Consider the following 14,789-nt stretch of genomic DNA (forward strand, 5'->3'; position numbering starts at 1 on the left):
ACACCACCTCCATCCAGCCGATGGGAGCGTCACTTGCACTGGGCCTGTCCAGGAGTGCATGGCCCCTGCTTCAGCAGCTGCAACAGGCAGGCCTGGCGGATCGGGTGGGGTTAACACCTCTGGCGGCGGCAGCACTGCAAACCACTCCCAGCGACTTGTTGGTCGCACCGGCTTCGCAACTCCTGAGCGAGCAGTGGCTGAGGGGTGGGCCCACGATCGTGATCGGAGCCATGGGTGCCGTCACACGTCTGATCGCACCGTTGCTGAGCGACAAGCAGCACGATCCTGCCGTGCTGGTGATGGATGCAAACGCTCAAAACATCGTGCCCCTGATTGGTGGGCATGCGGCAGGAGCGGAACAGCTGGCCCATGCACTGGCTTGCGCACTAGGCGGGCAGGTGGTGCTGACCGGTGATGCAGCGAGCCAGGAGCGGCTGGCTCTCGACACCTTCGGAGAAGCCTGGGGATGGGTGCGTGGCGGCACGCCGGAGGCCTGGCATGACCTCATGCTCTCCCAGGCCTCTGGACAACGTATCAATGTTGTTCAGCAAACAGGAACGGACCTGTGGCGCAGCAGTGCGGCCGGTCAACACTTCGGTGAGGCCGCCGACTCCGAACACGGGCCTGCGCTCGCCATCGGGCCGCGCTCCGACGGGGCTCCCTGTCGCTGGCACCCAGCCACGCTCTGGATCGGCATCGGCTGCGAACGCCTGAGCAGCCTTGCACTGATTCAACGAGCCGTGGATCGCTCTCTTCAGTCCGCAGGGCTGGCCCAGGCGGCCGTGGCAGGGATCAGCAGCATTGAAGCCAAAGGTGACGAGCCGGCCCTGCTGCAGTTCTGTGAGCATCGAGGTTGGCCATTGCGACTGTTCGGTGCCCCTGCCCTCGCCGATGTCGCCGTGCCCACGCCCTCTGAAGTGGTGAAGACGGAGATGGGCACAGCATCCGTTGCGGAAGCCTCGGCACTTCTGGCCTCCGGGGAACGCGCACAGCTGTTGCAGTCCAAGCGGATCTTCCATGCCGAGAGCGGCGAACAGGGTGCTGTGACGGTGGCGATCGCAGAGGCTGCCAATCCCTTCGCACCCGGCAAAGGAGAGCTGCATCTGGTCGGCAGTGGGCCGGGCTCACTGCAGCTGCTCACTGCCGACGCCCGCACAGCGCTCAGCCGCTGCGTCCTCTGGGTGGGATATGGCCTTTACCTGGATCTGCTTGAACCGCTACGTCACTGCGATCAGGTCCGATTGGACGGACAACTCACCCGTGAACGGGATCGCTGCTGGCAAGCACTGGATCTGGCCCGTCAGGGCGCCCGTGTGGCGCTGATCTCCTCAGGAGACAGCGGCATCTACGGCATGGCTGGGCTGGCGCTGGAGCTTTGGATGGACCTGCCTGAGACAGAACGTCCTCTTTTCCAGGTGCATCCTGGACTCTCCGCACTGCAGCTGGCTGCCGCCAGGGCAGGGGCACCACTGATGCACGACTTCTGCACGATCTCTCTCAGCGACCGGCTCACACCCTGGGAGGTGATCGAACGACGCATCGAGGCAGCTGCCTCCGGCGACTTTGTGGTTGCGATCTACAACCCTCGCTCCAAAGAACGCGACTGGCAGCTGACAAGGGCCCAGGAGATTCTGCTCGGCGCGCGTCCTGAGACAACTCCTGTGGTGATGGCACGCCAGCTTGGACGCAGCGACGAGCAGGTCAGCCTTCACAGCCTGGGCAACCTGCGGCCTGAAGACGTGGACATGCTTACGGTGTTGGTTATTGGAAACAGCAGCAGCCGCGTTCAGGACGGCCGCATGGTGACCCCCAGGGGTTACCCGGGTGCCGCCCTGAACTGAACACGACCTAGTGCAGTCGGGATGACAGGATTCGAACCTGCGGCCCCTTCGTCCCGAACGAAGTGCGCTACCAAGCTGCGCCACATCCCGATGGCCCGACTGTAGAAGATGACCTCAGTTCTGAAACCTGACTGGTTGCGCGTCAAAGCCCCTCAGCGGGAACGCATCGGAGCTGTTGCCGACCTGCTCCTTGACCTCAAGCTCAACACGGTCTGCCAGGAAGCCAGTTGTCCGAATATCGGTGAATGCTTCGCCGGGGGAACCGCCACATTTCTGATCATGGGGCCGGGCTGCACGCGTGCTTGTCCCTACTGCGACATCGACTTCGACAAGAGCGTTCGAGCGCTGGACCCCACCGAACCGGAGCGTCTTGGCGAGGCGGTATCGCGACTGAAACTGAAGCATGTGGTGATCACCTCGGTGAACCGCGACGATCTAAGCGATGGAGGAGCGAGCCAGTTCGTTGCCTGCATTGAGCAGGTGAAACAACGCTCTCCCTTCACCACAATCGAATTGCTGATCCCCGACCTTTGCGGCAACTGGGGTGCACTGGAAACGGTGATGAACGCCGCACCGCACGTGCTCAACCACAACATCGAAACCGTTCCACGCCTTTACAGACGAGCCAGACCTCAGGGCAAATATGAACGCTCTCTGGAACTGCTGAAACGGGTGAGGGACGGATGGCCCAGGTCGTACAGCAAATCCGGTCTGATGGTGGGTCTCGGAGAAAACGATGAGGAGGTGATCGGAGTGTTGCGCGACTTGCGCGCCCACCGCGTCGACATTGTGACCATCGGCCAGTACCTCTCTCCCGGCCCGAGACACTTGCCTGTGAACCGCTTTGTGACTCCGGAACAGTTCGACCGTTATCGGCGCATCGGAGAAGAAGAGCTGGGCTGCCTGCAGGTGGTGAGCAGTCCACTGACACGCAGCAGCTATCACGCCGGCGAAGTGCAGCGGCTGATGATCAGCCACCCCCGCTGACGATCAGAGCTCCTCGCCGCCGATCTGGATCCATTGCTGCAACTGCCAGTTCACCAGCCCGGACTGAATCATGGGATCGGCTTGAACCCAGCGGTGGGCGTCTTCAAAGCTGCTGGCTTCAAAGATCAAAAGTCCACCACCGCCGGGCCGCTGCTCACCATCCACCAGATAACCGCTGTGGATGCGACGTCCACTGTTGCAATGGAACATCACCCATTGGCGATGAGCCTCAAGGTGAAGCCGCTTCTGCTCAATGGGCAGGGCGGCTGTCTCCGGGGTGAAGGTTTCGGTCTTGATGAACCAGGGCACGGTGTGAGAAATCGATCAGGCAGCAACCGCCTGTTTGTCCGCAAGCCCCATGGCAGCCCTTTCGCTGGGTGGAACCAGAACCTTGAAACGACTCCTTGCCGCAGACCAGTCAGAGAGAAGATCCGAGGCTTTCTCACTGCCGGTGGCCGCGACGTGAAGCTCAAGCAGACCCTTGAGCGTGGACTCCTGCTCAGATGTGGTGATGGAGCACACATCCACGATCTCCGGGTTCACGCGTGGAGTGACCCGGTCACCCTCATCCAGAAGGAACGTGACGCCGCCGGTCATCCCAGCGCCAACATTGCGGCCAGTGCTGCCAAGCACCACCACCACACCACCAGTCATGTATTCACAGCAATGGTCACCTGCACCTTCAACCACCGTGCGGGCACCGCTGTTACGCACACCGAAACGCTCACCGGCACGCCCATGGGCGAACAGCTCACCTCCGGTTGCTCCATACAGGCAGGTGTTCCCGAGAATCACCTGCTCACCGGGATTCGCAGTGGAATCCGATGGCACAAGCGTGATGCGACCGCTGTTCATACCCTTGCCGACGTAGTCGTTGGCTTCCCCTTCAAGGCGCACATTCATGCCCTGAACGAGAAAGGCCCCGAAGCTTTGACCAGCAGCTCCACGAAAGGTGAGATCGAGCTTGCCCAAGAAGCCACGATTGCCGTACCGCTGGGCAATCTCACCGGCCAGACGGGCGCAGACGCTCCGATCGGTGTTGATGATCTCAACAGTGCGGCGGATGGATCGCTGATGTTCAATGGCCCCCATCAGCTCGGGGTCGGCCAACATCTGGTCTTCGAGAATCAGCCCATTGCCGTGGGCTTCAGCACTGTGGGTCAGCCATGAACGATCTTCAGAACCACTGATCGGTGCCAGCAGGCTGGAAAGATCCACGCACCTGGTTTTGGCCAGCGAAACCCCTCTGGGATTGAGGAGGTCGCTGCGACCGATGAGATCCTCCAGTCGGGCCACCCCCAGCAGACTCATCAGCTGACGCACCTCTTCAGCGACGTACCAGAAAAAATTCACGACGTGCTCAGGCACTCCCGTGAAGCGCTGACGCAGGTTCTCCTTCTGTGTCGCCACACCAACCGGGCAGCTGTTGAGGTGACAAACACGAGCCATCACGCAGCCTTCGGCGATCATGGCGATCGAACCAAAGCCATATTCCTCAGCGCCGAGCAGAGCAGCGATCACCACATCCCAGCCGGTCTTGAGACCGCCATCGGCTCTCAGCAGAACTCTGTCGCGAAGACCGTTCTCAAGCAGGGCGCGATGCACTTCTGTAAGGCCCAGTTCCCAGGGCCCACCCGCGTGCTTGATCGAACTCAGCGGGGAAGCACCTGTGCCTCCGTCGTGGCCGGAGATTTGGATCACGTCCGCGTTGGCCTTGGCCACGCCGGCAGCGATGGTGCCGATGCCGATCTCGGCGACCAATTTGACGCTGACCGGCGCCGCAGGATGCACCTGATGCAGGTCATGGATCAGCTGAGCCAGATCTTCGATCGAATAGATGTCGTGATGAGGTGGCGGTGAAATCAAAGCGACACCAGGCTTGCTGTTGCGAAGCCAGGCGATGTACTTGTCCACTTTCGGACCGGGGAGCTGGCCTCCTTCGCCAGGCTTGGCACCCTGAGCCACCTTGATTTCCAGCTGTTTCCCGCTCCTGAGATATTCAGCCGTCACACCGAAGCGTCCTGAGGCGATCTGCTTGATCGCAGAGCAGGCGGTATCGCCGTTCTGAAGCCCGCCGATGCTGGGGAAAGCGACGGACCGGCCATCGTCATCCACATCGCTCAACACCTGGAAGCGGGCAGGATCTTCACCACCTTCACCGCTGTTGCTCTTGCCGCCGATGCGGTTCATGGCCACCGCCAGCACCTCGTGCGCTTCACGGGAAAGAGCTCCGAGGCTCATACCGCCGGTACAGAAACGGGTGCAGATGCTTTCCGCGCTCTCCACCTGATCCAGGGGCAGCGGCGTGGACGCGACCTTGAACTCCAGCAGGTCCCGCAGCGCCATCACCGGACGGTTCTCCAGCAAGGTCTTGTATGTGGAGAAATGGTCATAGCCGGGACCCTGTGCCAGAGCCTTGTGCAAGGCCTTGGAGAGTTCAGGGTTGTTGCGGTGATACTCCGCACCGTTGCGGTATTGCACGAAACCCATGAACTCGAGCTTGCTGCGGTTCAGCTCGGGGAAGGCCTTGGCGTGCATCGAAAGTGTTTCGTTCGCCAGTTCCCCAAGGGTCATGCCGGCAACCCGGCTGGTCGTTCCGCTGAAAGCGGTCTCGATCACATCAGCACCCAGCCCGATCGCCTCGAAGATCTGAGCACCGTGGTAACTGGCCAGAAGCGAAATGCCGATCTTGGACAGAATTTTTCTGAGGCCGTTTTCCAGAGAGAGGCGCACATTGGCCTGAACCTGATCAGCACTGAGATCGGGAAGCTTTCCCTGCTCAATCCGTTTTCTGGTTTTGGGGTGTTGCAGCCAGTGGCGGGTGGTCTCCCAGGTCAGCCATGGACAAACGGCACTGGCGCCGTAGCCGATCAGGCAGGCCATGTGATGGGTGCTCCAGCACTGAGCCGTGTCCACCACAAGGGAGCAGCGCAGTCTCAACTTGCGGCGAAGCAGATGATGGTGGACGGAGCCAACGGCGAGAAGTGCCGGCATCGCCACCGTGGTGGCAGTCAGTGGTGTGGGCTCAGCGTTGGCATCAACGCGGTCGGAGAGCACCAGAACCTGAGCCCCATCGTGCACGGCTTGCTCAGCGGCCTGGCACAGGGCATCAAGAACAGCTTGAAATCCACCGGTGCAGGATTCAACCGCCACCTGGGTCGACAAGAACTGAACCGGAAGACCCTGCTGGCGAATCTCTTCCAGCTCGGCCTCGTTGAGAACCGGAGTGTCGAGGTGAATCACCGAAGCGGCTTCCGCCTGAGGTTTCAGGGCCGGACGACGCTCACCGAGATGCATCTCCAGGCTCATCACCAGTTGCTCCCGCAGAGGATCGATCGGTGGATTTGTGACCTGCGCGAAACGCTGCTTGAAATAGTCGTAGAGCAAATGGGGCTTGTCCGAGAGCACCGCCAGTGGGATGTCATCCCCCATGCAGAAGGTGGGCTCCTTCCCTAAGGAGGCCATATCGCCGATGATCAGATCGAAATCCTCTGCGGTGAAGCCCATGGCGGTCTGCAGTCTCAGCAGATCGAGTTCTCCGACCTGCTGAGACTGAGTCCACGGTTGCGGACGCACATTGCGGCGGTGTTGCTGCAGCCAATCGCCATAGGGGAAACGTGCAGCGGCATCTTCCTTGACCAACCAGTTATCGAGGAGCTGACCGGTCTGCAGATCCACCGCCAGCATCTGGCCTGGGCCGAGCCTGCCCTTCTGAACCACGGTCTTGCTGCTGAGATCGACCACACCGGTCTCCGATCCCATGATCACGAAGCCATCCTCCGTGGAGCACCAGCGAGCCGGGCGCAGGCCATTGCGGTCCAGGGTGGCTCCAACACGCTTGCCGTCAGCGAACACCAGCAGTGCCGGGCCGTCCCAGGGCTCCTGGATGCCAGCGTTGAATTCGTACATGGCCGTCACATCAGGACGACTGTCGAGGTCCGGCTGGTTACGGAATGCTTCAGGGACCAGGGTGATCAGGCTGTCGGTGACGGAACGACCACTGCGCACCATCAGCTCAAGGGTGGCGTCGAGGTTGGCTGAATCGCTGAAAGCTGGATTCACAACAGGGTTGAGATCGTCCGCGGCTTCTCCCCAGACACCGGCGAGGCTGGCTTCAGAGGCCTTCGCCCAGTTGAGATTGCCCAGCAGCGTGTTGATCTCACCGTTGTGCCCCAACAACCGCATCGGCTGGGCCAGGGGCCAGCGGGGGAGGGTGTTCGTGCTGAAGCGCCGGTGATACACCGCAAAGCTCACTTCAAAGCGGGAATCCCGCAGATCGGCGTAGTACTGAGCAAGCACTTCCGATCGCACCATGCCCTTGTAGACGACGGTTCGGCTGCTCAGAGAAGCCACATAGAAATCACGGGAGCCCTCAACACCCCACGCTTCCCTGGCCCTAGCGCCAACACGGCGCCGAAGACGCAGGAGAAGTGCATCAAAGGCATCACCTTCAGCATCCCCCGTGACCAACCACTGCTCAATCACTGGAGCGGTTTCACGGGCAAGAGGCCCAAGCACTGCTGCATCGACAGGCACCTCGCGCCAACCGGCGAACTGCAGACCAAGCGCAACGGCTTCCGCTTCAAAAAACTGGCGAGCCTGCTGGCGACGTTCAGCGTCTGTGGGCAGGAACATCATTCCCAGCCCTTTGGCATCAGCGGCTTCCGGCCAAATCGCCCGGAGGTATGACCATGGAATTTCACACAAAATTCCCGCACCATCTCCGGAGTCCGAGTCACCCCCACAACCACCACGGTGTTCCATGCAACCGAGGCCACGCAGGGCCTGCTTCAGCACCCAATGGCTGGGATGCCCCTGCATTTGCGCAAGAAATCCCACTCCACAGGCGTCCTTCTCACCGGCCACCGCCTGGGGCGCAGCGCTGTCGCTGTAAGGCCAGGAGGAGCCGGTGAGGTGAGTCATGACCTGGATAGGAGTCGGGCTGAACCCGTTCTGGATGCAACATCCATCACGGTGCAATTTCGATCCTAAGGATTGGCCACCCCGGCTAGCGTCAGCGCATGTTCCTGTCGCCTCCTCCGCCAGTCCCGGTTGCCGAAGTGCGCACAGCTGACCGGGTGATCGGCAGCGAAGTGAAGATCGGAGGACTTGCCTCCAAGGGGTCTTGGCAGTGGGTAGGAAACGACCAACACTCACCAATCCAGCTCTGGATTCCCCTGGATGTGCTGATCGGTCGACTCGGCTTCCAGCGGGTTAACGGTGAAGGAGGGGAAGCACTGGAGTGGTTTGGCCAACGCGTCCCTTTACAAACGCTGACCAAGCGCTCTCTGGACGATGAGGTGGCCATTGACGCAGCGCCTTGGTTCAAGCGATTGAATGTCGTCACCAGCCATCGACAGGGTGTTCTGTCGATCTCACTGAAAGCACCGAGGGTTCAGAAGCTGCGTCAGGGCCGCGGCAGCACTGCGGGGCGGCTGGTCCTCGATCTCAGTGGACCTGCGCTGGTGCAACGGCAGAACGACGACCTGTTGCTCGGGGTTTCGATCTCTGCCGCTCAGGACGCCAAGTTGCGCGCCATCGGCCTGAAGACCAAACGCGAAAGGCAGGGCTTGCGACTCGAGGGAAGTGCCGATCGTCCGACGCTCACCCTGGCGACACCCTGGCGGATTGTGATTGATGGAGTGAGCAGCTCCCGCACCAGCCGAGTTCGTTCCTCGGGGAATGCATTGCAGTCGGCTCTGCTCAATCCAGAGATCCAGGCGGCGCGCCGCGAGGGACTTGTGCTGGACGCCCGCACGTTTCGAGTGGGGGTGAAGCCGGTGAAGATTTACAGGGCAGGTGTCCCCTTCAACAGCAAATCGCTCGAACTGAGGCCACTTGCGGCTCGCGGGGCACAAACCGGGATTCGATTTCTCAGCCAACTGGCCCAGCCTGAACAGGCCTTGTTGGCCGTGAATGGGGGGTTCTTCAACCGGGTTCGTCAGCTCCCCCTGGGCGCCCTGCGTGTCGATGGGACCTGGCTTTCGGGACCGATTCTCAACAGGGGGGCAATCGGCTGGACAACAGGTCACAAGCTTCTGTTCAACCGACTGCGCCTCGACCAATCCATGCAGGTCAATGGAGGCCGTCGCTGGGGCCTGGGGTTTCTCAACAGTGGCTATGTGCAGCGAGGCTTGAGTCGCTACACCCGGGCATGGGGGCCGCTTTACAAGGCCCTGAGCGGCGAGGAGAAGGCCATCACCGTGAAGGATGGCGTCACCATCGATGTCCACAATCGCGCCGAATTGAGCCGGGGAGTCCCTCTGACACCCGGAGCCTCCCTGATCGTGTCGCGGGCTGGAGCACCGCTTCCCGCTCAACCCGGTGATCGCGTCAGCATCAGCCTGCGGCCGTCCAGTCCAGTCGGTGAGCAACCGCAAGTGCTGGCTGGAGGACCACTGCTGCTGAAAAATGGTCAGGTTGTGCTGCGCGGTCGTCAGGAAGGTTTCAGTGCCGGATTCCTGTCACTTGCCGCTCCGCGAACGGTCGTCGCCCAGGACCGCAGTCGTGTGTGGCTGATGACACTCGAGGGCACTTCAGGCAGTGATCCCACGCTGCTGGAAACGACGCTGGCTCTTCAGCAGCTGGGCATGCTCGATGCCCTCAACCTTGACGGTGGGAGCTCCACGACGCTGCTAGCCGCCAATCGAACCCTGATGACCGGACGCGGCGTGACGCCAAGGGTTCAGAACGGTCTTGGGCTTGTTCGCCGCTGAACAACGGCTGGCACAGTGGACTCCCTTCTGAGCATCGGGCCATGGGCGCCACGCTGCAAATCACCGCAACTGCAGCCGCCGAACTGGGGCGACAGGCCTCTGTTGCAGGCACCCCCGGAGTGATGCATCTGGATCTCACGACAGGGCACTGTGAGAACAATGTCATCCGCCTGCAGCCAGGCAGTCTCAGTGGAACACCCGCCGCCCGAGCCGAGGGAGTCACCCTGCATGTTCCCGATGCCCAGCACGCGTTGCTGGAGGGTCTGACACTGGATTATCGAAGCGATATCAGTGGTGGAGGCTTTCTGATCCTGAGCAGCGGTGCAGTGCGTTGCTGCGCCTGCGGAAGCGCTTTCAGCCGTGTTTGATCAGATCGGGCAGGTCGAACCGGTATTGTGATGGATTGTCGAACAGGTCGGATCTCCGGCCGCTACGCGACCGTCGATGCCAACCATTCAGCAACTGATCAGGACCGAGCGCCAGAGCTCAAAGGCGAAAACCAAATCGCCAGCTTTGAAAGCCTGCCCCGAACGCCGCGGTGTTTGCACCCGTGTGTACACGTCCACTCCCAAAAAGCCCAATTCGGCTTTACGCAAAGTGGCCCGTGTGCGCCTCACCTCCGGATTCGAGGTCACCGCCTACATCGGTGGAATCGGCCACAACCTGCAGGAGCACTCGGTTGTGCTGATCCGTGGCGGCCGCGTCAAGGATCTTCCTGGAGTGCGTTACCACATCATTCGCGGAACTCTTGACACCGCAGGCGTCAAGGACCGTCGTCAGTCCCGTTCGAAGTACGGCGCCAAGTCTCCGAAGGAATGATCGCCAACGATCCGCCTTCCGGATCGTGATCTGCCCATCACCTTCACCCTTCTCCGTTCCTTTTTCATTTGACAGTCCATGTCACGCCGTAACGCCGCCGTCAAGCGCCCGGTCCTCCCCGATCCCCAGTTCAACAACCGACTCGCCACCATGCTTGTGGCTCGGTTGATGAAGCATGGAAAGAAGTCCACCGCACAGAGAATTCTGTCCGATGCCTTCAGTCTGATCGGCGACCGCACCGGTGGCGACCCCATCGAGCTCTTCGAGACGGCAGTGAAAAACGCGACTCCTCTTGTGGAAGTTCGTGCCCGACGCGTCGGGGGTGCCACTTATCAGGTGCCGATGGAAGTCCGCCAGGAGCGCGGCACAGCCATGGCTCTGCGCTGGCTTGTGAGCTTCTCCCGTGCTCGCAACGGCCGCAGCATGGCTCAGAAACTTGCTGGTGAACTGATGGATGCTGCCAATGAAGCCGGCAGTGCCGTTCGCAAGCGCGAAGAAACCCACAAGATGGCAGAAGCCAACAAGGCTTTCGCCCACTACCGCTACTGATCCAACCCCGCCCTGAAGCCTCGATTGCTCAGGGCGGACCTGTAGGATCTCACCCGCCTTTTTACGCCCCACCCCGGAGTTTCCTGTGGCTCGCGCCTTTCCCCTGGAACGCGTCAGAAATATTGGTATCGCTGCCCACATTGATGCGGGCAAAACCACCACGACAGAACGGATTCTGTTCTATTCAGGCGTGGTTCACAAGATCGGTGAGGTGCACGATGGTGCAGCAGTGACCGACTGGATGGCCCAGGAGCGCGAGCGGGGCATCACCATCACCGCCGCGGCGATCTCCACCAGCTGGAAAGACCACCGGATCAACATCATTGATACCCCTGGTCACGTGGACTTCACCATCGAGGTGGAGCGCTCCATGCGCGTTCTCGATGGCGTGATCGCTGTGTTCTGCGCCGTTGGAGGCGTCCAGCCTCAGTCAGAAACCGTCTGGCGACAGGCCGACCGCTATTCCGTGCCCCGGATGGTGTTCGTCAACAAGATGGACCGCACCGGTGCCGACTTCCTCAAGGTCCACGGTCAGATCAAGGATCGCCTCAAAGCCAATGCCGTTCCGATTCAGCTGCCCATCGGCGCCGAAGGCGAGCTGAGCGGCATCATTGATCTTGTGGCCAACCAGGCACACATCTACAAAGATGACCTCGGCCAGAACATCGAAGTCACCGATGTTCCTGCTGACATGAAGGATCAGGTGGATGAGTGGCGCAACGTCCTGATGGAAACCGTTGCCGAGAACGACGAAAACCTGATCGAGAAATTCCTCGAAACCGGTGAGCTCTCCATTGATGAACTGAAGAACGGCATTCGTGAAGGCGTGCTGAAGCATGGTCTCGTGCCTGTGCTTTGTGGCTCCGCCTTCAAGAACAAAGGTGTGCAGCTTGTTCTCGACGCAGTTGTCGACTACCTGCCCGCCCCTGTTGACGTGCCCCCCATTCAGGGAGTGCTGCCCAACGGCAAGGAGGCCGTTCGTCCGTCCGACGACAAAGCCCCCTTCAGTGCTCTGGCCTTCAAGGTCATGGCTGATCCCTACGGCAAGCTCACCTTCGTTCGGATGTACTCCGGTGTGCTCGAGAAGGGCAGTTACGTGCTCAACTCCACCAAAGACAGCAAAGAGCGCATCTCCAGATTGGTGGTGCTGAAGGCCGACGACCGCGAAGAAGTCGATGCACTGCGCGCCGGCGATCTGGGTGCTGTTCTGGGTCTGAAGAACACAACGACAGGTGACACCCTGTGTTCCGTGGAAGACCCGATTGTTCTTGAGACACTGTTTGTTCCGGAACCGGTCATCTCGGTGGCAGTGGAGCCCAAGACGAAGGGCGACATGGAGAAACTCTCCAAAGCTCTTGTCTCACTGGCTGAAGAAGATCCCACCTTCCGGGTCAGAACTGATTCAGAAACTGGCCAGACCGTGATTGCCGGCATGGGAGAGCTCCATCTGGAGATCCTGGTCGACCGGATGCTTCGCGAATTCAAGGTGGAAGCCAACATCGGCGCTCCTCAGGTTTCCTATCGCGAAACCATTCGCGCCTCATCACGAGGCGAGGGCAAGTTCTCTCGTCAGACCGGTGGTAAGGGTCAGTACGGCCACGTCGTGATCGAAATGGAGCCGGGCGAACCCGAATCCGGCTTTGAATTCGTCAACAAGATTGTTGGCGGTGTCGTTCCCAAGGAATTCATCAAGCCCTCCGAAATGGGCATGAAGGAGACCTGTGAGTCCGGCGTGATCGCCGGATTCCCGATGATCGACGTCAAAGTCACCATGGTCGACGGTTCATATCACGATGTGGACTCGTCGGAAATGGCATTCAAGATTGCCGGTTCGATGGCCTTCAAGGATGCGGTCAAGAAGTGCAACCCAGTGCTTCTTGAGCCGATGATGAAGGTCGAGGTCGAGGTCCCCGAGGATTTCCTCGGCTCGATCATTGGCGACCTGTCCTCACGCAGGGGCCAGGTCGAAGGTCAGGCAATTGACGATGGCACGTCAAAGGTCTCGTCCAAGGTGCCCCTGGCCGAGATGTTCGGCTACGCCACCGAGCTCCGATCCATGACCCAGGGTCGGGGTATTTTCTCGATGGAATTCAGCCACTATGAGGATGTTCCTCGCAATGTGGCCGAGGCCATCATTTCCAAGAATCAGGGCAATTCCTGATCTCTACCCCCCCTTAATTCCACCCCCGATTCTTTAACCAAAATGGCACGCGAGAAGTTCGAAAGGAACAAGCCCCACGTCAACATCGGCACCATCGGCCACGTTGACCACGGCAAGACAACCCTCACCGCCGCGATCACCAACGTGCTCGCCAAAAAGGGACAGGCAGAGGTCCAGGACTATGCCGATATCGACGGAGCTCCTGAGGAGCGCGAGCGCGGCATCACCATCAACACCGCTCACGTTGAATACGAGACGGACTCTCGTCACTACGCCCACGTGGACTGCCCTGGCCACGCGGACTATGTGAAGAACATGATCACCGGTGCCGCTCAGATGGACGGCGCCATCCTCGTTTGTGCCGCGACCGACGGCCCCATGGCCCAGACCAAGGAGCACATCCTGCTGGCCAAGCAGGTGGGCGTGCCCGCCCTGGTGGTTGCGCTGAACAAGTGCGACATGGTCGATGACGAAGAGATCATCGAACTGGTGGAGATGGAGATCCGCGAACTGCTCTCCAGCTACGACTTCCCCGGCGACGATATCCCCGTGGTTCAGGTCTCCGGACTGAAGGCCATCGAAGGTGAGGCCGAATGGGAAGCCAAGATCGAAGAGCTGATGGCGGCTGTTGACTCCAACATTCCTGAGCCTGAGCGCGAAGTCGACAAGCCCTTCTTGATGGCTGTTGAGGATGTCTTCTCCATCACCGGCCGTGGCACCGTCGCGACAGGCCGTATCGAGCGCGGCATTGTCAAAGTTGGCGAAGAAGTTGAAATCGTCGGCATCAGAGAGCCTCGGAAAACCACCGTTACCGGTGTGGAAATGTTCCGCAAGCTGCTCGATGAGGGCATGGCCGGAGACAACGTGGGTCTGCTGCTCCGCGGCATTCAGAAGGAAGACATCGAGCGCGGCATGGTGCTCGTGAAGCCCGGCTCAATCACACCTCACACCAAGTTTGAGGGTCAGGTTTACGTTCTCAAAAAAGAAGAGGGCGGTCGCCATACACCGTTCTTCGCTGGCTACCGCCCGCAGTTCTACATCCGCACCACGGACGTGACCGGTCAGATCACCGCCTTCACCGCGGAAGATGGCAGCAACGTGGAAATGGTGATGCCCGGAGACAACATCCAGATGACTGGCGAACTGATCTGCCCAGTCGCCATGGAAATGGGCATGCGCTTTGCCATCCGTGAGGGTGGTCGCACCATCGGTGCAGGCGTTGTCTCCAAGATCATCGAGTGATCTCACCGCGATGATTGCAGGGATGGTCTGACCGCTGTCAGGCCATCCCCTAGCATTGACGAACGATCTGAACGCTGCCAAGACACGTTCAATCAGCACCTCGACAATCCACCTCTCGTGATCTCCCTAGGAGATTTCTTCGCGCTTCATGTCCACTGCAATTGCCCAGCAGAAGATCCGCATCCGTTTGAAGGCGTTTGACCGCCGCATGCTGGATCTGTCCTGCGACAAAATCATTGAAACCGCCGATAACACAGCAGCAACTGCCATCGGCCCCATTCCTCTTCCAACCAAGCGCAAGATCTACTGCGTGCTCCGCTCTCCTCACGTGGACAAGGATTCACGGGAACATTTCGAGACCCGCACTCATCGCCGCATCATTGATATCTACAGCCCTTCCGCGAAGACCATCGATGCTTTGATGAAACTCGATCTTCCCAGTGGCGTTGATATCGAGGTGAAGCTCTGAGCTGA

11 protein-coding genes and 1 tRNA gene are annotated in these 14,789 nt (G+C 60.2%); 9 read left to right on the forward strand and 3 right to left on the reverse strand.

The annotated features are described in order from the left end of the window. Nucleotides 1-20 precede the first annotated feature (20 nt). Nucleotides 21-1,841, forward strand: a complete 1,821-nt coding sequence (gene cobJ / locus AC6EI9_RS08285; protein ID WP_498469980.1) for a precorrin-3B C(17)-methyltransferase — start codon at nt 21-23, stop codon at nt 1,839-1,841. 16 nt (nt 1,842-1,857) lie between these two features. On the opposite strand, the gene AC6EI9_RS08290 is transcribed toward cobJ, so the two are convergent. Beyond that, nucleotides 1,858-1,931, reverse strand: a tRNA-Pro gene (locus AC6EI9_RS08290). 18 nt (nt 1,932-1,949) lie between these two features. Between AC6EI9_RS08290 and lipA the strand changes: the two genes are divergently transcribed. After that, a complete protein-coding gene (lipA, locus tag AC6EI9_RS08295; protein WP_498467322.1) occupies nt 1,950-2,828 on the forward strand; it encodes a lipoyl synthase in 879 nt (292 codons plus the stop codon). 3 nt (nt 2,829-2,831) lie between these two features. Here lipA and AC6EI9_RS08300 read toward each other — a convergent pair whose 3' ends face one another. Then, the gene (locus AC6EI9_RS08300) at nt 2,832-3,137 is read right to left on the reverse strand and encodes a YciI family protein (protein ID WP_498467324.1); all 306 of its coding nucleotides are present in this window, start codon (nt 3,135-3,137) and stop codon (nt 2,832-2,834) included. Between the two features lie 15 nt (nt 3,138-3,152). Further along, nucleotides 3,153-7,751: a glutamate synthase large subunit gene (gene gltB / locus AC6EI9_RS08305; RefSeq protein WP_498467326.1), complete on the reverse strand. Its 4,599-nt coding sequence runs from the start codon at nt 7,749-7,751 to the stop codon at nt 3,153-3,155. A gap of 98 nt (nt 7,752-7,849) precedes the next feature. Here gltB and AC6EI9_RS08310 point away from each other — a divergent pair, with 98 nt between their 5' ends. From AC6EI9_RS08310 to rpsJ, 7 genes are all read left to right on the forward strand, one after another. Beyond that, nucleotides 7,850-9,544, forward strand: coding sequence for a phosphodiester glycosidase family protein (locus tag AC6EI9_RS08310; protein ID WP_498467327.1), 1,695 nt, complete (start codon nt 7,850-7,852; stop codon nt 9,542-9,544). Between the two features lie 41 nt (nt 9,545-9,585). Continuing rightward, nucleotides 9,586-9,912, forward strand: a complete 327-nt coding sequence (locus AC6EI9_RS08315) for an AIR synthase (RefSeq protein WP_498467329.1) — start codon at nt 9,586-9,588, stop codon at nt 9,910-9,912. Between the two features lie 76 nt (nt 9,913-9,988). After that, nucleotides 9,989-10,363, forward strand: a complete 375-nt coding sequence (rpsL, locus tag AC6EI9_RS08320; protein WP_066904579.1) for a 30S ribosomal protein S12 — start codon at nt 9,989-9,991, stop codon at nt 10,361-10,363. Between the two features lie 78 nt (nt 10,364-10,441). After that, nucleotides 10,442-10,912 carry a 30S ribosomal protein S7 gene (gene rpsG / locus AC6EI9_RS08325; RefSeq protein WP_066904590.1) on the forward strand — a complete coding sequence of 157 codons (471 nt, stop codon included), beginning with the start codon at nt 10,442-10,444 and terminating at the stop codon, nt 10,910-10,912. A gap of 85 nt (nt 10,913-10,997) precedes the next feature. Beyond that, nucleotides 10,998-13,073, forward strand: a complete 2,076-nt coding sequence (gene fusA / locus AC6EI9_RS08330; protein WP_498467331.1) for an elongation factor G — start codon at nt 10,998-11,000, stop codon at nt 13,071-13,073. A gap of 42 nt (nt 13,074-13,115) precedes the next feature. Next, nucleotides 13,116-14,315 carry an elongation factor Tu gene (gene tuf / locus AC6EI9_RS08335; protein ID WP_498467333.1) on the forward strand — a complete coding sequence of 400 codons (1,200 nt, stop codon included), beginning with the start codon at nt 13,116-13,118 and terminating at the stop codon, nt 14,313-14,315. Nucleotides 14,316-14,463: 148 nt separating this feature from the next. Then, nucleotides 14,464-14,784 carry a 30S ribosomal protein S10 gene (rpsJ, locus tag AC6EI9_RS08340; protein ID WP_006042265.1) on the forward strand — a complete coding sequence of 107 codons (321 nt, stop codon included), beginning with the start codon at nt 14,464-14,466 and terminating at the stop codon, nt 14,782-14,784. The last annotated feature ends 5 nt before the right edge of the window (nt 14,785-14,789 follow it).

It is taken from the genome of Synechococcus sp. MIT2312, assembly GCF_059772315.1.